Origin of the sequence: Amycolatopsis sp. NPDC051371 (assembly GCF_040682155.1) — a bacterium.
Taxonomy (GTDB): Bacteria; Actinomycetota; Actinomycetes; order Mycobacteriales; family Pseudonocardiaceae; genus Amycolatopsis.
In genome coordinates this window covers 262,540-284,230 of record NZ_JBFBAG010000003.1, presented here as the reverse complement: position 1 = coordinate 284,230, position 21,691 = coordinate 262,540, and the positions used below count along the sequence as shown (strand labels likewise).

12 protein-coding genes and 3 pseudogenes are annotated in these 21,691 nt (G+C 69.4%); 12 read left to right on the top strand and 3 right to left on the bottom strand.

Features of this window, described 5'->3' with window-relative positions; all coding sequences use genetic code 11:
* The first annotated feature begins 241 nt into the window (after positions 1-241).
* The 6 genes and pseudogenes from AB0M59_RS05880 to AB0M59_RS05855 all read left to right on the top strand — a co-directional run bounded on the left by AB0M59_RS05880 (position 242) and on the right by AB0M59_RS05855 (position 8,328).
* The gene (locus AB0M59_RS05880) at positions 242-490 is read left to right on the top strand and encodes an STAS domain-containing protein (RefSeq protein WP_364609381.1); all 249 of its coding nucleotides are present in this window, start codon (positions 242-244) and stop codon (positions 488-490) included.
* A gap of 309 nt (positions 491-799) precedes the next feature.
* Positions 800-2,890, top strand: coding sequence for a fibronectin type III domain-containing protein (locus AB0M59_RS05875; protein WP_364609379.1), 2,091 nt, complete (start codon positions 800-802; stop codon positions 2,888-2,890).
* Positions 2,887-3,850, top strand: a pseudogene (locus AB0M59_RS05870) (MoxR family ATPase). The gene AB0M59_RS05875 and the pseudogene AB0M59_RS05870 overlap by 4 nt, the downstream one beginning before the upstream one ends.
* Positions 3,850-4,977, top strand: a complete 1,128-nt coding sequence (locus AB0M59_RS05865; protein WP_364609376.1) for a DUF58 domain-containing protein — start codon at positions 3,850-3,852, stop codon at positions 4,975-4,977. Before AB0M59_RS05870 ends, AB0M59_RS05865 begins: the two are co-directional and overlap by 1 nt.
* The gene (locus tag AB0M59_RS05860; protein WP_364609373.1) at positions 4,974-7,052 is read left to right on the top strand and encodes a transglutaminaseTgpA domain-containing protein; all 2,079 of its coding nucleotides are present in this window, start codon (positions 4,974-4,976) and stop codon (positions 7,050-7,052) included. Before AB0M59_RS05865 ends, AB0M59_RS05860 begins: the two co-directional genes overlap by 4 nt.
* 10 nt (positions 7,053-7,062) lie before the next feature.
* Positions 7,063-8,328, top strand: a complete 1,266-nt coding sequence (locus tag AB0M59_RS05855; RefSeq protein ID WP_364609370.1) for a protein kinase — start codon at positions 7,063-7,065, stop codon at positions 8,326-8,328.
* Positions 8,329-8,333: 5 nt separating this feature from the next.
* Here AB0M59_RS05855 and AB0M59_RS05850 read toward each other — a convergent pair whose 3' ends face one another.
* Entirely contained in the window at positions 8,334-9,344 is a 1,011-nt protein-coding gene (locus AB0M59_RS05850) for a hypothetical protein (protein WP_364609367.1), read from the bottom strand.
* A 120-nt stretch (positions 9,345-9,464) separates the two neighbouring features.
* Between AB0M59_RS05850 and AB0M59_RS05845 the strand changes: the two genes are divergently transcribed.
* Together AB0M59_RS05845 and AB0M59_RS05840 are read left to right on the top strand one after the other, a co-directional pair.
* Complete coding sequence (locus AB0M59_RS05845; protein WP_364609365.1) at positions 9,465-11,156, top strand: protein kinase; 1,692 nt, start codon at positions 9,465-9,467, stop codon at positions 11,154-11,156.
* 69 nt (positions 11,157-11,225) lie between these two features.
* Positions 11,226-12,005, top strand: coding sequence for an FHA domain-containing protein (locus AB0M59_RS05840; protein WP_364609363.1), 780 nt, complete (start codon positions 11,226-11,228; stop codon positions 12,003-12,005).
* 435 nt (positions 12,006-12,440) lie between these two features.
* Here the strand turns inward: AB0M59_RS05840 and AB0M59_RS05835 are convergent, their stop codons facing one another.
* Entirely contained in the window at positions 12,441-12,890 is a 450-nt protein-coding gene (locus AB0M59_RS05835; protein ID WP_364609361.1) for a peptidase inhibitor family I36 protein, read from the bottom strand.
* Between the two features lie 219 nt (positions 12,891-13,109).
* Here AB0M59_RS05835 and AB0M59_RS05830 point away from each other — a divergent pair, with 219 nt between their 5' ends.
* Complete coding sequence (locus AB0M59_RS05830) at positions 13,110-15,941, top strand: BTAD domain-containing putative transcriptional regulator (protein ID WP_364609358.1); 2,832 nt, start codon at positions 13,110-13,112, stop codon at positions 15,939-15,941.
* Positions 15,942-16,693: 752 nt separating this feature from the next.
* Positions 16,694-17,839: a hypothetical protein gene (locus AB0M59_RS05825; RefSeq protein WP_364609355.1), complete on the top strand. Its 1,146-nt coding sequence runs from the start codon at positions 16,694-16,696 to the stop codon at positions 17,837-17,839.
* A 356-nt stretch (positions 17,840-18,195) separates the two neighbouring features.
* Here the strand turns inward: AB0M59_RS05825 and AB0M59_RS05820 are convergent.
* Positions 18,196-19,358 (bottom strand): annotated as a pseudogene (locus AB0M59_RS05820) (tannase/feruloyl esterase family alpha/beta hydrolase).
* 887 nt (positions 19,359-20,245) lie between these two features.
* Between AB0M59_RS05820 and AB0M59_RS05815 the strand changes: the two are divergent.
* Both AB0M59_RS05815 and AB0M59_RS05810 read left to right on the top strand, forming a co-directional pair.
* Positions 20,246-20,385, top strand: a pseudogene (locus tag AB0M59_RS05815) (ABC transporter substrate-binding protein); the annotation flags it as partial.
* Between the two features lie 370 nt (positions 20,386-20,755).
* The gene (locus tag AB0M59_RS05810) at positions 20,756-21,679 is read left to right on the top strand and encodes an NAD(P)-dependent oxidoreductase (protein WP_364609352.1); all 924 of its coding nucleotides are present in this window, start codon (positions 20,756-20,758) and stop codon (positions 21,677-21,679) included.
* Positions 21,680-21,691 lie beyond the last annotated feature (12 nt).

Below are 21,691 nucleotides of genomic sequence, written 5' to 3'. Positions count from 1 at the left end.
CCCCTGCGAAGACCGGCACTTTATCGTTCCCGGGCCGGTCGGAGAACAGAAAATGGTCCGAATGGCCGAAGATCAGCCGAACGCCTCGATGATGACCCGAATGCCACAGTGCTTGGCACACGCGGAGTAACGAGTTCTGCCGGATGGATGTAGCTGCCCCCGGGTGCGGGCGCCGCCGCGACCCGCACTGAGGCGCAGATCAGCGAGCTCCTGCCTTGCTCGGTACGGCGGAGCCGGGGTTGTGCTGCTGGCGAAGTCGTCGGCATTGGAGAAGGAGTTCGCCAGGGTGCTGGGCACACCACCGGGCACGGTCGTGGCGGACCTCACGAACGTCACGTTCTGCAGCTCCAGCGGGCTGGCCACGTTGGTCAAGCTGCACAGTGCCTGCATCGCGGCGAACCTCGATCTGGCCATCGCGCCGTCGCGCATCGTGCGGAAGGCCGTGGACGTCACCGGCCTTGGTGTGGTGCTTCCCATCGACGAGGCCTGACCAGGGCGCGACCATGGGGCGGAAGTCCGGATGTCGGATGTAGCGCGGACAACGGGTGGAGTCGCTGGTGAACGGCATCGCGTAGAGAACGTCGCAGCGGCGACGGCCAGGCACACGAGCGCGGCGAGGAAGAACGCCCGTTTCAGCTTGCGGTTGCCGGTCCGGGCCGGGTGCTCGCCCTTGATGCTGGGCGCCGGAGCGGCGGTGATCCGAGCCTGAGCCGTGGTTCTTCCCCGAGACGCTGGTAAAGGGTGGGCTCCGGGTTGACAGCGGGACCCCTCCCGCGCCGCCTGGCTACCGTCCGCTCCCGTGACGAAGACCACTCGGCTGAACTACTCGTGGCGGACTCGGATGCCGGCCGCGGTGATCGTGGTGGTCGTGACCGCGGGCGTGACGGCCGCGGTCACCGGCGCCGCGGACTCGCTGCCCGGCCTGCGGGTGGTCCCCGGCGGGCACTGGATCTACAACTCCGTGCTGCACGTGGCTTTCCACGTCGACGGCGGCACCGCGGGCATCGACGCGCAGGCCACCGTGCCCGGCGACCAGGGCAGTCAAGTGCTGCAGGGTGACACCAGCGGGTACGTCGTCGGCAGTACGCGGATCACGGAGTTCGGCAAGTCGGACCTGGCGGCCGGGCCGTCGGCGGTGCCTCCGTCGGCCGAGCTCCCGGTGGGCGTGGAGACCGCGGGAGGCCCCTACGTGGTCTACCGCAACGCCGGCCGGATCGCCCGGCTCGGCGACCCGGCGGCGACGATGTCCGCCGGCGGTCCGGTCGGTGACCCGGTCGCCACCGCCGATGGCACGCTGTGGCTGCCCCGCACCAGTTCCGGCCTGCTCTGCCGGGTCGATCGCGGCGCGGTCGGTGTTTCGTCCTGCCCGGTGCCGCTCCCGGCCGGCCACCGCGGCGCGCTGACCCTGGTCGGTGACACCCTGCACTTCGTCGACACGACCGACGGCGCCGTGCGCCAGGTCGAGACCGGGGGGCTCGGCGGGGCGGTGCCGATGGGTGTCGCGGCGACCGCGGACCTGCGGCCGGCCAGCAACGATGTCGCCGGCCGGGTGCCCGTCCTCGACCCGTCGGGGAACCGGCTCTACCTCGTGGATCCCGCGCCGAACCCGCGGAAGCCGATCACCGTGGAGCTGCCCGCGGGGCAGTACGACGGCCCGGTGGCCGGCGGCTCCGTGGTCGCGCTGGTCAACCGCAGCTCCGGCACGCTGCTCACGTTCGACGCCGTGGGGCGGCCCACCGACGTCAAGCCGGTGCCGCCCGGTGAAGGAACGTCCCGGCTCGTCCGCGGCGAAGACGCCCGTGTCTACGTCGACGGCGGGCAGGGCACGCACGTACTGGTTGTCGGCAAGGACGGCAAGGTCACCGACGTCCCGGTCGTGCCCCCGGCCGGCAAGCCGGACCAGCCGGTGCCGGACCACCCCGCGCCGGGTCAGCCGCCGGTCCTGCCCCCGGTCGAGCAGCCGGGTACCGGGGGCAAGCCGGACGTCGACGCGGGCAACAAGCCGAAGCCGCAGAACCCGCCGCCTCCGCCGCGGAAGCCCTCGCCGCCCGCGGTGCCGGCCAGTCCGCCGGGCGCACCGCCCGGCGTCTCGGCGACCGGTGGCGACAGTTCGGCGACGGTGAGCTGGGGTGCGGCGGCGGACAACCGGGCGCCGGTGACCTCCTACCGGGTCAGCTGGGCTGGCGGGTCGAGAACGGTCGGTGGCGCGAGCCGACAGGTGGCCGTCACCGGGCTGGCCAACGGAACCCGCTACACGTTCACTGTCGTCGCGGTGAACAAGGCCGGTACGGGGCCGGGCGCGTCGGCGTCGGCGACACCGGCGGCGGCCGCGTCGGCACCGAGGCTCACCGCGACCTACCGCAACGGCGGCGCGGCCCTGTCGTGGACACAACCGGACCTCGGTGGCGGGCAGCTGGTGCACTACGTCGTCACCGGCACGGGGCTGGCGCAGCAGACCGTGTCCGGCACGACGGCGACGTACTCCGGGCTGACGACCGGGAAGACCTACACCTTCACCGTCCGCGCGGTGACCCGGACACCCGACGGGCAAACGCGGACCGGCGCCGCGGCGTCGAAGAGTCTCACCGTGCCGTCGCCGAAGATCACGATCAGCGAGGGCGCGCCCACCACAAGCGGCAGCTGCGACGCGCCGGACTGCGGGTTCGTGAACGTGACGATGACCGGCTTCGCGCCGGGCACGCGCTACGGGATCAAGCTCAGCTCGAACAGCACCGGCAACGTGCAGACCGAATACGCCACAACGAACTCGAGCGGCTCGCTCACCTACAACCAGCTCGACTACGACGAACCCGGCCAAACCATCTGGGTCAGCGTCGTCACTCCGGACGGCACCATCCAATCGAACCGAATCACGTGGAAGAGGCCATGACGCAAGCACTCCCGCCCGGCGCCGTCTACGAGCGCATCGCAGCGAACGTCCACAGTGTCCTGCGCGGCAAGCCACAGATCGTACGGCTCGCGGTCGCGGCCCTGTTCGCCGAGGGCCACCTGCTCCTCGAAGACGTGCCCGGCGTCGGCAAGACGACACTGGCACGCTGCGTGGCGCGCAGCATCGGCGGCTCGTGGAACCGCATCCAGTTCACCCCGGACCTGCTGCCCGGCGACATCACCGGCGTGCCGGTGTACCACCAGAAGGACGAGCGGTTCGAGTTCCACCCCGGCGGCGTGTTCGCCAACGTCGTGGTCGCGGACGAGATCAACCGCGGCACGCCGAAGACGCAGTCGGCGTTGCTCGAGGTGATGGCGGAGCGCACCGTCACGGTCGACGCGGTCCGGCACGAGGTGCCGCGGCCGTTCCTGGTCGTCGCCACGCAGAACCCCGATCGAGCTGGCCGGCACCTACCGGCTGCCGGAAGCGCAGCTGGACCGGTTCCTGATGCGGCTCGACGTCGGCTACCCCGACCTCGCGTCCGAGGTCATGGTGATCATGGGCGAGTGCGCGGGGGTCGGCCCGGACGAACTCTCGCCGGTGGTGGACATCCCGACGTTGCAGCAGACGATCCAGCAGGTCCGCGCGGTGCACGTCGACCGTGCGATCTGCGAGTACGCCGCCCGGCTCGCGGCCGCGACGCGCACGCACGCCGCGCTGCGCTACGGCGCCAGCCCGCGCGGCAGCATCGCGCTGATCCGCGCCGCGCAGGGGTACGCCGCCACCGACGGCCGCGCGTACGTCACGGTCGACGACGTCAAGGACGTCGCCTACGCCGTACTGGCGCACCGGCTGATCCTCACCTCCGACGCCGAGCTGAACGGCCGCCGCGCCACCGGGGTCGTCGACGAGGTGCTCGCCGCGACCCCGGCGCCGATGAAAGCGGGGTCGCAGGTCTGATGATCCGGCTGACCCGGCGTGGTACCGGGGTGCTCGCGGGCACTGTCGTGCTCTTCGCCTTCGGCCAGTGGGCCGGTTACCCGTTCTTTCTGGCGATCGCGGGTGCCGGGGCCGGTGCCCTCGTGGCGGCGGTGGTGCTGACCGGACGTCGTCCGCGCGTCGCCGTCACGCGGGAGATCTATCCGGACCGCGTCGAGCGCGGCCGGCCGGCCATGGCCACGCTGCGGGTGCGGAACCCGACCGGCCGCAGGCACGGGGCGTTCAGCGCGGGCGATCGGATCGGCGGCGGTGTGCGCGCGGTCCGGATCCGCGCGCTGGCGCCGAACGCCGAAGCCACGCACCACTACGAGCTGCCGACGGCACGGCGAGGCCGGCACCAGGTCGGCCCGCTCACCCTGGACCGGGGCGACCCGCTCGGGCTCGGCCACCGGCGGCTCACCGCCGGGGAGATCGCGACGCTGTGGGTGCATCCCCGGGTGCACGTCATGCACCCGCCCGGTGGTGGCCGGCCGCGCCACCACCACGAGGGGACCGCCGTCGACGACCGGCTGCGCGGCTCCTTCGACCTGCGCGAAGTGCGCGAATACGTGCTGGGGGACGAAGTGCGCCACCTGCACTGGAAAGCGACCGCGCGGACCGGGCAGCTGATGGTCCGCGACTACGTCGACCCCGACCAGCCGCGATTCACCGCGCTGCTGGACAGCCGCCTGGAGGGCTCGTTGCTGGAAGAGGTGATCGACATCACCGCTTCGCTGGTGACGTCCGCGGCGCACGCGGACCGGCCGGCGCGGCTGGTGTCCTCCGGCGGTCTCGACCTGGACACCTCGGGCGGCGTGCAGGCGGTGCGGCCGCTGCTGGACGCCCTGTGCGTGCTCGAACCGGCCGCCGGTGCCACCCTGGTGCCCGAGCAGCTGACTCGCGGCGGGGTCGGCGGATTCGCCGTGGTCACGGCGGGCGGCACACCCGCCGACCGAGCCGCGCTGGCCGCCCTGCGCGACCGCTACACGCCGCTCGTCGTCTTCGTGCTCGGGCCGCCCGGATCGCTCACCGGGATTCCCGGCGCGACCGTGTTCGAGGTCTCCGACGCGGCCGACGCGGCGCGGCGCTGGAACGCGGTCGCCCGATGAATCCACAGTGGACCCAACGCACGACGGTGATCCTGCTGCTGCTCGCCACCGGGTTGCCCGGGCTGTTGTTCGCGCCGGTGTTCGGGTTCCGCCCGCTGCTGCTGCCGATCGCGGTGGCGCTGACGGCGTGCTTCGCCGTCACCGAGCTCTGTGCCCGCGTCGCCGCGCTGGGGCCGTGGCGGCCGCTGCTGGCCCTCGTCGCCGGTCTGCTGGCCCTGGGGGAGCTGGAGTTCGGCCCGCGCCTGCCGGACGCGGCGCTCTTACGTGGCCTGCTCGACGGCGTGACCCAGTCCTGGCAGCTGACCCTGCAGTCCACCTGGCCGGCGCGCCCGGACCCGGACCTGCTTCTCTTCGTCCCGCTCGCGGTGCTGGCCGCCGCCGCGCTCGGCGTCGAGCTGCAGCGCCGCCCGGTCGTGGCCTTGACGCCGGGCCTGGCCGTCGCGGGCCTGAGCCAGGCCTACACGGCGCTGTCCGGGCCGGTCGCGACGGCGGCCGGGCTGGCGTACTGCGCCGTCGTCGGCGCGCTCCTCGCGGTCACCCGCCGCGGCGCCGGCCGGCTGGCGCTGGTGGTGCCGTCCGCGCTGGTCGCGGTGGCCGCCGCGGCCGGGCTCACCGCGCTCGACCAAGGGAACCGGCCGTCGCTGGCCATCACACACGAGGCCGTTTCGCCGCAGGCCCTGCGAGTCGACGATCCGCTCGACGACGTCGCGGACCGGCTGACCCACCCGGCCCCGCCGGTGTTCAGCTACACCAGCACCGCGCCGGTCGACCGCTGGCGCACGGCCGTCCTCGACGACTTCGACGGCGTCACCTGGCGCGCCGACGCGAACTACCTGCGGCTGGGATCGTCGCTCGGCGAGGCCACGTTCCACGCGCGGATCACGGTGCCGCCGGGTTCGGGCGGGCCATGGTTGCCGAGCCAGGCCGAACCCGCCGCGGTCTCCGGTGTCGCGCCCCTGGTCGACCCGCGCACCGGCATGCTCCTGCTGCCGGACCGCCGCGGCGCGGTCGGCTACGAGCTCGGCTGGCGCGAACCGGCCGTCGCGCCGGGCGACCTGCTCGACGCCGGCATCGACGCTGGGGGGCACCTGGCGGGCGGCGTCGGGCAGGTGCCACCCGGCGTCGCCGACCTGGCGAAGACCGCGACCGGCGGGCTGCGGCCGTCGTTCCGGACGGCGCTGGTGCTGGAGCGGTACCTCGCCGAGCATTACCACCAGGCCGTGGGGCCGGTGCTGCCGACCGGCAGCGGCTGGGCGCAGCTGCGCACGTTCCTGTTCGGCACCCGAGCGGGCACCAGCGAGCAGTTCGCCGCCGCGTACGTCGCACTGGCCCGGATCGTGGGCATCCCCGCCCGGATCGCGGTCGGCTTCCGGGCCCCGCCCGGCGTCGGCGGATCGGTGACCGTCCACAACGGAGACGCGTTCGCGTGGCCGGAGGTCGCCGTGGCGGGTGTCGGCTGGGTGCCGCTGGACCCGACCGGCGGCGCGGCCCGGGGTGCGGGCGCGGCGCCGGGCGGTCTGTCCGGGAGCACCGATCAGGCGCGGCGGGATCTCCCACCGCAGCCCCAGCTGTACGACCCGGACGTCCCGGACGGCGATTCCCCGGCGCCGGCGACCGGGGAGTCGCCGACGGACTGGCTCGTGGACGCGGCGGCCTGGCTGGGCGCCGGTGTTGCCGCGCTCCTCGTCCTGCTGACCGTGGCGGTCCCGGTGCTGCGCGCCGCGCGCACGGCACGGCGACGTCGCCGTGCTGGCGCGGACGCCGTCGTCGCGGCGTGGAAGGAGGCGCGGGACGTGCTGCGGGCGTACGGCTTCGCCACCCCTCGCGGGGCGACCGTGCGCGACCTCGTCCGCGCTCTTCCGGCCACTGTGGACACATCGGTGGCGGAGGGGCTGGTGTGGCTGGCCCGGCTGGTGGACATCGCGCTGTGGTCCGGTGACGGTGCCGACCACCGGACCGGGGAACAAGCGTGGTCGGCCGTGCGGGCGATCCGTAAGGGACTGACCGGGACACCGTGGCGAGCCCGGGTGCGGGCCGCCTTCGACGTGCGCAGCCTGCGTGCAATGCCGAGCTGAGGTGATGGTGATGAACGCGGTGGTGACGGTGCCGGACGAACGCACCCTCGGCTCCGGCCCGGTGGCGACAGTCCATTCCGGACTGTTCGACGACGTGCCGGTGGCGCTCAAGATCTTCCCGGCCCGGTTCGACCGGGCGACGCTGGCGGCGGTGGAACACGACCGCGCCCGGCTCCAGGAACTGCCCGGCGTGCTCCCGGTCGACGGCATCGAGCAGCTGGCCGACGGCCGGCACGCGATCCGGATGGAGCTGTGCCCCCAGTCCCTCGCCGCACTGATCGACGGCGACCGGTGGCTCCTGCCCGGCGAAGCCGTCGTGCTCGGACACGTGCTGGCGACCGCGCTCGCCGGTGCGCACGCCGCCGGGGTGGTGCACGGTCGCGTGCAGCCCGCGAACGTGCTCTTCCGCCCGACCGGAGAACCGGTGCTGGCCGACTTCGGCGTCGCCGTGCGGCGGGCGTTCCCGCGGGACATCGCCGGTGAGCTGGAGTACCTGGCCCCGGAGACGTTGCGGGACGAGACACTCGACGAGCGGACCGATCTCTACGGTCTCGGTGCGCTCCTGTACCGGGTGCTCACCGGCAAACCGCCGCTGCCCGGGCAGCTCGGCGAGCCGGTCGGGGAGCGGATCCTGCGGCTGTTGCGCAGCCCCGTCCCGGCGATCGACGACCCCGACGTCCCGGTCATCCTGTCCGCGGTGGTGGGCCGGTTGCTCGCCCCGAATCCCGAGCACCGCCCGCCGGACGCGGCCTGGGTCGCCGAGCGGTTCGCCGAGCTGCTGCCGGCTGAACCCGCCGCGGTGGTCACCGGGTTCCCATCGGCCGTCTCGACGCTGGATTCCGTGCCGGCGAAACCGTCGAGGCGGCTTCGCCGGCACGTCGTTCTCGGTGGCGCGGGGGCGGTGTGCGTCGCGGGGATCGGAGTGGCGATGTTCCTCACAGACGGCCAGGGCGGATCGGCTCCGGTCCCGTCGCTGTCGCCGTCGCTGTCGCCGTCGGTCGCGGCTCCGGGAGCCGCGCTGGAGTTGGCCGAGCCCGAGGATCACGGCAACGAGGTCGTGCTCACCTGGACCAGTTCCTTGGCCGACGTCGACTACGCCGTGATCGTCGCCCCGGAAGGCGAGCCGAACCACGCGATCCTGGCGGCCCGGCTGCATACCGCGACCGTCCGGGTCGATCCCTTGCAGCGCTACTGCTTCGAGGTCCGGGCCACCGACGGCCGGACCGTCTACACGAGCCTGTCCCACTCGATCCGGGGCGCGGTCTGCAGCCGGTGAACCCGTCAGGGGGAGGGCGAGATCCGGAGCGTGACCGTGCGGTTGGACGCCGGGTCGGGGAACGGGGGAGCGCCTTGGTCCCCACTGGCCAGGGTGAACCGGGCGAGGGGCAGGTTGCCGGCCGTGGCGAGCTCGCGGGCGGCGGCGCGGGCCCGGCTCCAGGCCACCGGTGAACCACCCGACGGCGGCCCGCCGGGCAGGGCCACCGTCCAGCCGACCACGGTGATCGTTCCGCCGGCCCGGGACAGTGCCGTGCCGAGTCGCCGCAGCCGCTGCCGTCCGTCCGCGGTGAGCTGGTCGCCGGTGCGGTAGAGGCCGCCGGCAAAACGGACCTCCACGGCGTCCGGTGCGGTCCGGACGGTCACGCCGGGCTGCGCCACCAGCTCGGCGGTCGTGTTCAGGGCGGCCTCGTGCCGGGCGGCGGTGGTTTCCTGCGCGGCCAGTTGCTGCTCGAGTTCGGCTACCCGCGTCGAGCCGCACCCGGCGGGTGGCGCGGTGCCCGCCACCGGGCCGTCGGCGAACCAACCACAGAGGGTGATCACCCCGGCGACGACGATCACCCCGGCCGCGGTCACCCGGGCCGGCCGCAGCAGGGGCCTCCGCAGCCGGCGCCGGGCGCGGATAGCCTCGATCGTGGCCCGGCCCGCAGCCGCGCCGGGGTGCTCGGGATCGGTGGCCTGTACCCGCGCCCAGCACAGGTCGGCCTGTTCGAGATCGCCGCGTTGAGCGTGGATCCGGGCCAGCAGATCGAGTCCGGCGTTGCCGGCTGCTTCGACCGTCGCCAGCACCGCCGCCGCGCCGGTGAGGTCGCCGGCTCTCGCCAACGCGGCCGGGGAATTCATCACGTCCACGTCAGCTCGCTGCGGTGGAATCCGGGGAAGAGCCGAGCCGCCGGTTTCGTCCCGGACCGGTGGCTCGATGCGGAAAGCGGCGTGGTGGCTGTGCTGGCGCAGGTGTTCGGAGAGGGCCCGGGCCCAGCGGCGCAGCACCGGTTCCTCGGTCACCGGTGCGTCCATCCGTGCATGACGGGAGATTAGGCCGGGGCCCGCGGGACCCTTCCCGCGCGATTGCCCAGCGTTGTTCCGGGAATGCGGGTCCCTTTCCCCGGCCGCTCATTCACCCGCTATGTTCGGCGAATGGACCGTGGTGATCTGGTCGCTAGCCGTTACCGCCTGGAGGAGCAGATCGGGCGGGGCGGCATGGGTGTCGTCTGGCTGGCGACGGACACCACGTTGCGGCGGCTGGTGGCGCTCAAGGTGGGGGTCGAGGCCGACGAACCCGTCGCCGGCGCCCGGCTTACTCACCCGAACGTGATCGCCGCGTACGACCTGGTCCAGGACGACGAGGGCCGCAACTGCCTGGTGATGGAGTACCTGCCGTCCCGCAGCCTGCGGCAGATCCGCGAGGAAGACGGCCCGCTGCCGCCGCAGGACGCCGCCGCCATCGGTGCGCAGATCGCCGCCGCGCTGGCGCACCTGCATGACAAGAACATGGCGCACCGCGACGTCACCCCGGCGAACGTCCTGGTGACCAGGGATCGCACCGCCAAGCTCACCGACTTCGGCATCGCCACCTGGGCCAGCGACACCCAGACCGAAGACCCGAAAACCGGGGGAGGAACTCACGGGTTCCAAGCACCTGAGGTGGTGCGCGGGCACCGAGCGACGTCCGAATCGGACGTGTTCTCACTGGGCATGACGATCCGGAACGCAGTCGAGGGACATCCCGCTCCCCAAGTCGCGCTCGGTGATCTGCTGGCACGTCTCACGCACCGTGATCCCGATTCACGGCCCCCGGCGGAGACAGCCCGGCAGCAGTTCGCGGCGCTGGCCAAACCGCGCGCCCGCCGACACTGGACGCTGGTCGCGGCCGGGGTCGTCGTGCTCGTCTTGGTGGCGTCCTCGGCGGTCTGGTTCACGACTCGTGGCGACACCTCGACGGCTGCTCCGGCGAGCTCACCGTCCGCGCCCGCCCCTCCTGCCGCCGCCGAGTCGATCATGGGTGATCCCCGCACCGCCGACCCGTGCGCCCTGACCTACGCCAACGCGCTCGCCGGCTACGGCGTGGTCGAAACCTCGCACGACTACGGCAACTTCAACCGCTGCGACGCACTGGTCTACCTGACCAAGGACCGGCGGAACTACGTCGACGTCAGCGTGGAGCTCGCGATCGACGAGCAGGATGACGCCACGCCGGTGCAGCAGGTCGGGACGGTCGGGATCCAGCGTCCGGCCGCCGAAGACGACAGCTGCGCCCGGATCCTGCTGCTGCCCGGCTACGAGGTCGTCATCAACGCGGACCTGACCGGCGACGGGAAGATCGACCTGTGCGGGATGGCCGAGGCGATCACCAGCAGCGCGCTGGTCTCCCTGAACGCCGGCCGCATCGCCCGCCGGGCGGCCCCCGCCGGGCAGCTCGCCGTCAGGGACGCCTGTGCGCTGCTGGACACCGCGGCCGTGACCGCGGCACTCGGCCCGGGGCCGCTGAACCAGGTCCGCTCCTTCGGAGACTGGGAGTGCCAGTGGAGCTTCACCGACCGGTCGGGGGTCGCGAAAGTCGTCTTCGACCGGACACTCGCCGAAAGCTTCGCCGCCTCCGGGAGCACTCCGCTCCGAATTGGCGGCTACGACGCGCGGGTGACGCCCCAGGGACGCAGTGACACTGACTGCGAGGTAGCCATCGTGTACCACAGCTACGTCGACGGGACCCGGCCACGGGTTGACGAGCTGGCGCTGGTCGATGTGGAAGACAGCGAGAAGCAGCCCGAGCAGCTGTGCGAGCCCGCGCGGCGCCTGGCCACCACGGTGGCGCAGCGGCTGTCGCGCTGACCGCGGGAGGGGTCCCGCCGAGGCCGGGAGACCATGACCGGAGTTCGGCAGGGAGCAGCAGGAGGACAGATGGGCGGGACACGGGTGAACGCGCGGAAGTACGAGCACTTGCGTGGCGGGGTGACCGACCCGGTGCCGGGCTCCCTCTTCGCGCTGGCCCTGTCACAGGGGATCACCGTCCCGCCGGCGCCGGGGCGAGAGTTGCGGTTCGGCCGCAACCGGCCGCAGGTCGACCTGTGCATCGGCGAGGACGACCTGCGGGTCAGCCGGCAGACCGGAGTGATCAGCCACCGCGACGGCGGGTGGCAGGTGGCCAACACCGGCCGGTTGCCCATCCGGTTGCCCGGCGACCAATGGCTGTTCCCCGAGCACGACCCCCTTCCGCTGGTCTTCGGCTACACCCCGATGTTCGTGCGGGGCACCCGCGGCCGGGAGCACGTGATGGAGGTGTACGTGATCGGCCCCGACGGCGCCTGCCCACCGGCCCTGTTCGACGCGGTCACCCAGCCACCGAAGCGCTATTGGCTGACTCCGGACGAGAAACTGGTGCTCGTCGTACTGGGCCAGCGCTACTTCGCCCAAGAGGCGTTCGCCCAGCCACTCGGCCGGAAGCAGGTCGCCGAGGAGATGACGAAGCTGCAACCCGGCGAAGACTGGAACGAGAAGAAGATCGACCGCACGATCGCCGCGGTCCGGCTGCGGCTGCACCAGGACGGCGTCCCCGGCATGCTGAAGGAAGAACTGGTCGAACCGATCGGCAACATGCTCAACCACAACCTGGTCCAGGTCCTCATGAGCAATTCGACCCTGGTCCCGTCCGACCTCAAGCTGCTGGACGGCTGGGACTGAAACCAGCGGTGAAGACGCCTCGGTAACCCATCGGTACCGGTTTCGCACGTCAACCAAGGCCGGCGAGGTGCCTCCCTGCGACACCCAAGTGGCTTACGCCGATGCGACGGTGGCCTCGGCGTTGTCGTGCCCGCCGGGTGCGGGTTGAGAGGTCCCGGTGGCCGCACAGGCTAAGTGGCGGCCACCGGGAAATCACCCACCGCCCCGACGCCGGTGCCGATGCGGCAATGATCATCCCGAAAGAGCGTGGTTACTGCATTGCGAGGCGAGCGCGACGCACTGCAGCACCAGTCGGGTGCCGCCGCCGCGACGACGCCGTCGCGCGGTTGACGAACAAGGGAATCAGGACATCGGCGCCTCTGGAAGGTACTCGTGTGCCCAGCGGATCACGGTCTGGGCGGGATGCCAGAATTCCATGTCGTCGTGGAAGTCGCGTCAGAGAAACTTGATGGACTCGGCGAGGTTGTACGCGAGGTTCAGATTCCCCCGGGGCCCGCCGACGGTGAACAGGTCCGAAGTGTTCGTGTAATTGACGTTGGTGAACACCCTGACGTCGTGACCCGTGCGGTTCCACGCCGACTCGGCGTTGCGCCAGACGCATTCGCCCTTGCCGTATCCGGCTCCACGGAACTCGTAGCATGTCGGTTGGGCCGGACCGAGATCGGGGATGTTACCAACGGCGAAGTCCGACAATGAACCGCTGGTCGTACCTGCCCCGTAGTAGTACAGGCAGAACTCTCCGGGATCGCAGTAGCCGTCCCGTGCACCGGTTGCGTGGGCCGTGCCGGCCAGAGGTATCGCCAACCCGACGACGGCGCCGACAACTGCCACCAGCCTGGCTGTCCTCGAGCGACCGGAGCGGCGCACCTTCGTGCTGGTTCCCATCTGGATCTCCCTCTCGTCAACACGTGTTTCCTGACGACGGAAGCCTCGCAGTGCTTGCTGCAGCCGCACTGCAGTCTTACGGAAAGTAGCTGGTCGGAGGTACGCTCCAGCCAGGGAGGGGGCGTTTGCATGCCCGGTATTCGGTTCGGTGTACTCGGGCCGGTCGCAGGCTGGCGTGGGACGGACGCGGTCGAGATAGGTTCCGGCAAGTGCCTCCGAGTGCTCGGGATACTGCTGCTGCACGCGAATCATCGGGTGGAGCGCGAGGAGATCATCGAGGGCGTCTGGGGCGGGAATCCGCCGAGAAGCGCGGTGAACCTCGTCCAGAAGTACATCGGCGACGTGCGCCGGTCGCTGGTGCTGGACGACGGCTCGCTGCAGACCGTGGGCACCGGGTACCTGCTGCGCGTGGCCGCCGACCAGCTCGACAGTGCCCAGTTCACCTCCGGGCTCATGCGGGCGCGGGAGAAGAAAAGCGATGGTGACCTGGCCGCGGCCAGGCAGCACCTCGCCGACGCGATGGCGCTGTGGCGCGGACCTGCTTACACCGGCATCGAAACCCCCGCGGCCGCCACCGAACGGGCTTGCCTGGACGACTATCGCTCCGGCGCGCTGGAGGACCTCGCCGAGCTCGATCTGCTGCGCGGGGAGATCGCACTGGCGATCCCCGAGCTGTCCCGGCTCGCGGCCGAGCACCCGTACCGCGAACGCGCGCGTGAGCTGCTGATGGTTGCGCTCTATCGCTGCGGCCGCCAAGGGGATGCCCTCGCCGTGTTCGACGAGATCCGGCGGCTGCTGGCCGATGAGCTCGGTGCCAGTCCCGGGCACGGCCTGCAACGCGTGCACGCCCAGATCCTGCGCGCGGACCCCGCGCTCGGCTCAACCCCTGTGAAGGAAATCCGGCCGAGCGTGCCGCTGCCCGCGGACATGCCCGCTGCGCGGCGTAATTGCCTTCCTCGCGATCTCCCGTACTTCGCGGGGCGACACGACGAGCTCGCCAGGTTGACGGTGTCAGCGGACGATCGGGCCACGGTTTACACGGTGGACGGGATGGCGGGGGTCGGTAAGACCGCGTTCGCCGTCCACGCCGGTCACATGCTGGCCGACCGGTTCCCGGACGGTGCGCTCTTCGTCGATCTGCAGGGTCATAGTGCGGGGAAGACACCGTTGACCGTCGAAGAGATCCTGAACGTCCTCCTGGGACAGCTAGGGGTCACACTGGCCGGGGACGCCGGGGCGCAGTGGCGGGCGAAGACCGCGGCGCTGCGGCTTCTGGTCGTCTTCGACAACGCTGTCGACGAGACGCAGGTGGCGCCATTGCTGCCGACCGGGCCCAGCCTGGTGATCGTGACGAGCCGCGCGAGACTGCTGGAGCTGGACGGTGCGCGGCCGATGTCCATGACTGTCTTGGCGGAGGCCGAGGCCGAGGCGTTCTTCACGCACTTGGTGGGCGCCGACCGCGCGAGCGCCGAACCTGAGGCTGTGGCGCAGATCGTCCGGCTGTGCGCCGGCTTGCCGCTCGCGCTCCGGCTGTCCGGGGCAAGGCTGGCGCACCGCACGACCTGGCCGGTCGCGCACCTGTCCGCGCAGCTGGCCCGGGCGCGCCGCCGGCTGCCGAAGCTGTTCGCCGACCGCGAGGTGGCACTGGCGTTCCGCATGTCGCACGAGCAGCTGTCCCCGGTCGACCAGCAGCTGTTCTCCGCACTGGGCCGACATCCTGGCGCCGACGCGGACACCGCCGTGCTGGCGGCGATGATCGGCTTACCGGACGGACGGGCCGACGAAGCCCTGCAGCGGCTGGTCGATGTCCACCTGGCCGAGGAACCGGCGCCCGGCCGGTACCGGCAACACGACTTGCTGCGGCAGTACGCCCGCGGCATGTCGGACGACCCGGGCATGACCGAGAAGATGCTCGACCACTACTTGACGGCCATCACGGAGGCAGCGGCCTGCGTCGAGGAGAACAGCCCAGGGACGGGGGCCGCGCGGGTCTGGCTGTTGGCCGAGCGTGCCAACGTCCTCGCGGCGACCCGCTGCGCCGCGGCCGAAGGGCAAGGCGGCTATGCGTGGCAGCTGGCGATCTCCCTCTGGCACGTCCTGGGCCGCGACCTCGCCGGCGACTCGATCGAACTGCTCGAGCACGCCCTGGCGGCCGCGCGCGAGACAGCCGAGGGCGGTGAAGACCTTCTGCGCACGCTGCTGGCGCTGGCCCACTGGTCCGCCGGCCACACCGCCCGCGCCTACGACCTGCTGACCACGTCGGCCATGCAGCGCGAGAACACCGAATCACACGCGCACACCCTCGCCTTGCTCGCGTTGATGCACCTGCACCGCGGCGCTCACGCCCAAGCCGCGCAGCACGCGCAGACGGCCTTCGACGAGCTCGCCGATCTGGCCGAGTTGTCCCCGCTCGGCATCGACGCCAAGATCATCACGCACTGGACCCGAGGCGTCGTTCAGTGGCTGGAAGGCTCGCCCGAGACGGCGCTGGCCCACCTACGGACGGCCTACGCGCTCTGCGGCGACCTGGGCCAGCTCAGTCCCAATGACCACGTGCTCACGGCGTTGGCGCGATGCCTCATCGAGCTGAGCGCCGCCGACGAAGCCCTCGACCACCTCCGCCGGGCCTGCGAACTTCGCCAGCGGATCGGGGATCGGGACGGGGAAGCGGAAGCACTGACTCTCATCGGAGCAGCGCACCGCGCGATGGGAGATGCCGGCGCCGCCCTGAAATCCCAACAGACGGCCATGACCCTGCTCGACGACGGCTCTCGGCTGCGGGTTTACGCTCGCCTCGAGCTCGGCCGCACTCTTGCCGCTCTCGGGGACGGAACCGAAGCTGTTCGGCAGCACGAGCTCGCCCTCGCCATCGCGGTGCGAGGTGGTCACCTCCGCGAACAGGCTCAGGCGCATGACGAACTTGCTCGTATCTACACGGGTAATAATCCTGGAGAAGCCCGAAAACACCAGCAAGCCGCTGCGGACTTAGCCGTCCGGCTCGGCCTGACGTGCCCGAAATCGCTCCCTCATCTTCGTCCCGCCGGCTGGTAAACACCGTCGGTGAGCCGGGGCATGGGAAATCCGAACCACCGTTGGCTTATCTCGACGCGGCCGTGTTGCGTTGTCCAGTCGCTGCAGCCGGTGAAGTCGTCCCACTGGCAGGGAGCCGAGGAGGGACCCGGGCCGGTCCCGGAATCCGTCTAGGTTTCCGCCTTGGTTCCCGGGCCGCGTAGCCGGCGGTGGGCTTCATTAGGGGGCCGCCCGAGCCTTGTTCCCGCTGGTGAGGGAGGAGATGGGTCGAGACGGTCGACGGGCGAGCTCCCTGCGTTCCCGGATCCTTCCCCGCCCGCGTCCCCGGCGTCCCGGCGGATAAGGGCGGCCATGATGTCGACGGCAGGCACGATCATCACACAGTGAGTGATCGGCGCTGCTGGTCGCCGCGCCGCGCGGGCCTCCCTCAGTTGCTAGTACACAACAGGAGACGGAGCGCCCCCTGTCACACGCGGTGACCGTTTTGTGGTGGTTTCACCTGGTTAGCGGTGATCGTTCGCGTGCGAAGCCGTTAGCGTCGCTATGGACTGCGGGGAGGTCAGTCCAGTCGCCTTGGGTCTCGTGCCAGAACCTCGCCACAGTCACGATTTCTCACGTCAAGCAACTAAACGAGGGGTATCATGTTTAGGGTAGTGCGAAGACGACCCATAGTGCTCAGTGTCGCGGCGGTTGCGTGCGCCTTGCTGCTATCGTCGGCAAATTTCGCTTCGGCGAGCAATATAACGTTGGTGGACAGGCTTAGACAGGCAGTCGTGAACGCCGGTCATCAGAAAAGTGGAAAGTCCATGGCAACAAACGGAAAGGAGGTACAGATGGTGGCGCAACAACCGGCACTCGACATAATCGAAGCGGTGCAACTGTTCGCAAAGTCAAACAACCTGAATGGATACGTTCAGGCGCGCATTGCTCCGAGCGCGAACGCGGTAACGATCTACTGGCATGGCCCGGTCCCCGCTCAACTCGCGGAATATGCCGAAACAAAGCGTGGCGCGATTGAGCTCAGCTTTTCTGTTGTGCAACATTCTTATGACGAGCTCGTGAAGGAAGCGGCAAGAATCGTTGCCGAGAACTCTCCTCGCGTGACCAGTGCCAGTCCCAATTCCGACTTCACTGGAATTACAGTTGGCGTGGACGCCAGCAAGGCGAGCTTGCAGTCTATTTCGATTTCATCTTCTGTGTCAGTACAGCTTAGCTATGCCGACAGTTATTCCGCCGCCTCCCGAGCGGCGGACACCTCCCCTTTTTGGGGCGGGTCATTGATCGTGGATAACACGGGGAATTACGGTTGCAGCACCAGTTGGACCGTGCGAAAATCCAACGGTGCAACAGGGCTATTGACCTCTGGTCATTGTCAACACACAACGTCCTCGCCGTGGTATGCAGGCCTCAGCGACAGGGTCGTCGGAAACGAAGGTCCTCGGAGCACTGCAACCGATTCAATGACCCTTGAAGGACAAGCCTACAATCCCACAGTGTATGTCGATGGCTGGGATTCAACTCTCGGACTTCCTGTGCATTCCTGGTCCGATGTCGTGATGGGCGAAGTGATTTGCGAAGATGGTGCATTCTCGGGTCAGGTCTGCGGGCCCGTGGTCGACCAGGTTGGTTTCTCTGTTGACTACGGCTATGGGACCGTTGGTCCCGGATTTACCGCGACACTTCCGGCTACCACCCTCGCCAGCGCTGGCGAGGGCGACAGCGGAGGACCTGCCTACAACCAGGCCGGACGGGGCAGCGGGCAAATCAAGCTGCGTGGCATGATCGAGGCGCTGAACAACAATGCGCAGTACCTCGCTCCATGCGTAGGCATCACGGATCGAACCTGCTCGCGGAAGAATTTTCACGTGAACGTGAATGCCGTCAACTCAGCACTGGGCGTAGTCCCCGTCACGACTTAACAGAGACTGACGACCCCGTTCGCAACGGAGCCCGGCAACCTCGTTCGTGGTTGCCGGGACTCCAGCCGTGCGGACGGTGTGAGGCCCCTCTGCCCCATGGGCAGAGGGGGCCGCTGCGCTGCGGGCCGTCAGCGGGCTCAGCACATCCGGGATAGCGCGTCGCACGCTGCGGTAATCCTGCCTGCCAGTTCCTCGATATCCGTACCGTCGACCGCAACCCACAGTGTGCCGTCCGGATCCGCTGTCAGCGCCACTGTGGGACGGTTGGCCGCCGGGTCCGCCGGGTCCGCCGGTCTGCTCGGGGCGCACGGCTCCAAGCGGCCTACGGCCCGTTCAGGTCGTTCTACGGTGGTGCCCTACCGGGTGCGGCGGGGCCGGTCGGTGTCGGACTGGTCTCCGCTGTCCGGGCTGTCGGCACGGTCACCGATGCTCCTATGGATGGGTCTTCGCCACTGATTGCTTGAATTCGTCCGGTGTGAACTGGACGTCATCGAACGGCTTTCCTTTGCCGATCGGGTAGGCCATCCACTCGGGCGCGGTCTCCATCCACCGCGCCACCCCATATGCCGGCTCAGTGCCGGCAGGAGAACCGGCGCTTGGGGGGAGCGGAATCCCGGCCAGGTGAGTTCAGAACCGACAGGCGCGTAGCGCGGGTCAAGGCGATGGCCTTGCTGATCACGTGGGCCCGCATAGATCTCCTCCACCACCTTGACCTGATCGGTGGTCAGGCAGTCCGGTCCATCCGGTCCTTTGCACTCGATGGACACCGGTTGGAAGTTGCAGTCGCGCGGGTCGCCAATGAGGCCGTCACCAACGACGCGGTCATTGGCGTCGCAGGCTTTGATCACGGCGTCGTGGAGCGGCCCGATCTTGTTTGCGGTGAGAATCGGCGAGCCGTCCGGCCGAGTGTTGACCCTGATGTCCCAGCCCATGAAGAACTGGCTTCCTGACTGGTTGTTGGCAGGAGCCCCGGCGACAATGCCATTGAAGTCCTTCGGATAGCGCTGAGACTCCATCAGCCCTTCACGGCCGCCGTCGGAACAGCCGGCAAAGTAGGAGTACCTCGGCGGTTGGTCGTAGTAGGCGGTCTGGATCGCCTTCGCCGCGGTTGCCAGGAGTGCACGGAACGATAGCCGTAGTCGATCCGATGCTGCTCGTCCGTGCCCGCCCACATCGCGTCCGTGGGCCTCGCATTGTGGCCGTCATTGGTCGCTGCGATCGCGAAGTCGCCGCCGAGCTGGGTGCGGCAGGCGGGAAATGCTGTCTGGCTGATGAAACCACAGACACCGGCGCAACCGAACTGCAGGTAGCGACCCTGCCACGTCGAGGTCGGCAGTTTGAGCTCGAATTCGGTCTGCGGCTGGACGTACCCATGGACGTCACAGAACGCCGGCTGTGTTGCGGTTGCGGGGACGATGCTGGCGGAGGTGATACGGGTCGGGGCCCCGGGAATCTTGAGGAAGTCAGGTACATGGGCGTTGCGCGTTCCCCCGTCCTGCACAAAGGCAGCGCAGTCCATCTTGGCCGGGATGGTCGGAGCGCCGGTGGACGTCGGCGCGACCGGCGAGGCCGTCGGCCCACTGGCTCCGGTCGCCCCGGTCGCCACCGCGAGGGAACCAGCTAGTGCCATTGATGCAGCCACCAACACAACTTGCCAGACCGGCTGCCGCTGTCGAGCACGGTCTCTTATGTGTTCTCCGGGGCTTTTCGTCCTTGACCGCAACTCTCGCCACGCTACGAGCAGTTGTTTCACGGTGCTCCCTTCCGGGTGACAGCACCGTGTGAGCAGCCTCACACAATAATGACATTCAAGCACCGTGCGAACATTAAGTCAATAGTACGTCTTTTGACGTAGGGTTCTACCTGTTAATGTCAGGTATTTAAATGTCTGACATTAACTGTTGCCAGGCGCTTGCATAACGAACGCGCGAGAAGTCCGGACGGGTCAGATCGGACGCGCCGACAGAATAAGTTGACGTCGTTCGATGCCTACTTTTACGGCCGGTCGGCCGGGTTGTATCGACGAGGAGGCGGCCTGCGACCAGGGGATCCAGTCCCGAACGGGTTTACCGGATCGTCCGTCGCCTGTCCGCGCCGGGTGCAATCTTCCATGGGGTCGTGCGGCGTGCAGGTCGTCAAGACCACCACGACGACCGTGCTCGCTCCGCGTGCGTGCGAACCGTCTCCGCCGGCTGAGTTCCGTCGTCGCCGGACCGTCGTCGTGATCTCAACCCGTCAGGGCGAAGGCTCGTGGGGGCAGTCGCCATCGGGTGCGTGTTGTGGTGGACGCTCGGAGGACGTGGGAAGTAAGCGTCCGATCGCGTACTTCCCGAGCGCGATCGGGTTGTATGTAGACGGCGTGCGGGTGCTCAGTGTGGATATCGGCGTGGTGAACGCGGTGCGGCCGACCAGTTGCCGTCCAATGTGGACCTGCTCGCGAGCCGGACGAAAGTCCTGTGGATCAGCGCGGCGCCCTCGCGGAGATCCTCGATGTCGCCCCGCTGGGGTTGAGCAACCTCATCGAGGCCTATAGCGGAACAGTGGGCAGGTCGAGGTTCGGACGGGCTGATGCAGTCGGCTGCTGCAGCGCGCGACGTCGACCTGGGCATACCTCACGTCAGCCCCGTTGCGCGCAATGGCTTGGCCGCCATGGTGCCGCGTGTCTCATCACATGCGCCGAGGTCAGCCGCACGTCGGCGAAGCCCGGCGTTCGCGCCGGCCACGCGTGGCGTCCTACTCGGATCGTCCTATTTGTCACCGCGCCCTGATGACTGCGTGCCAGCTGGACAGTCTGCGGGTTAGACCGGCTCGCCCGACCGGCGGGTGTTGAGGTCCGGTAACAGCCTGTTACCTGGTATATCGACGACCTGCTTGACAGTAGCGCGGCTAGTTGTCAGCATAGCTATTGTCAGACCGATGTCGAGGTGGTCGCCTTTACCACGTCGAGCGGACATAGAGAGGTGCTCCTCGATGGGACCGGTTGGATTCGTTGGTGTTGGAGCCATGGGTTCCGCGATCGCCAGTCGCCTGGTGGCGTCGAGCGACCTGCGGGTGACGGACCGCAATCCGGCGGCCGCGGACGAGTTGGTCGCGGCCGGAGCCCGCTTCACGACTGCGGAGGACATCGCGGCCAGCTGTACCGTTGTATTCCTCTCTTTGCCCGGACCGACGGACGTCACCGGACTGCTCCTCGGTGAGGCGGGGCTCGCCGAGCTGCTGCAGCCGGGAAGCGTTGTCATCGACACGACGACGAGCGTCCCGACCGCAGATGCCGAGATCGTGAAGGCACTGAGTCCTCGAGGCATCGATTTCGTCGACGCGCCGATCGGTGGCGGCGTCCGGCGGGCGCGGGAAGGCACGGCCACGTTGATGGTTGGCGCGTCACCCGAGGCCTACGCCAAGGTGAAGGATCTCCTGCTCGCCGTTACGCAATCGGTGAGCCACGTCGGTCCGGTCGGATCAGGCCACACCATGAAGGTAATCAACAACTTGCTGAACAGTTGCAACCGGTTCGCGGCTCTGGAGGCGATTCGGCTGGGGCAGCGGGCCGGCCTGGAGCAGGACGTGATCGTGGACGTCCTGAACCGCTCGACCGGGCGCAACTACACGACGGAGTACACCTTCCCCAACCTGCTCGCCGGCGATACCTACCTGCCGCAGGGGTTCGCCCTGGCGCTGATGCTCAAAGACATCGGGCTGGCCAGCACCATGGCAGCCGAGCTGGGCCACCGGCTACCTATCGGTGAGCTGGTAGAGAAGCTGACCGCGGAGGCAGTGGAGCGGTTCGGTCCCGACGCGGACCAAAGTCAGTTGATGGCCGAGTGGTACGAGAAGCAGTAGCCACGATCGCGC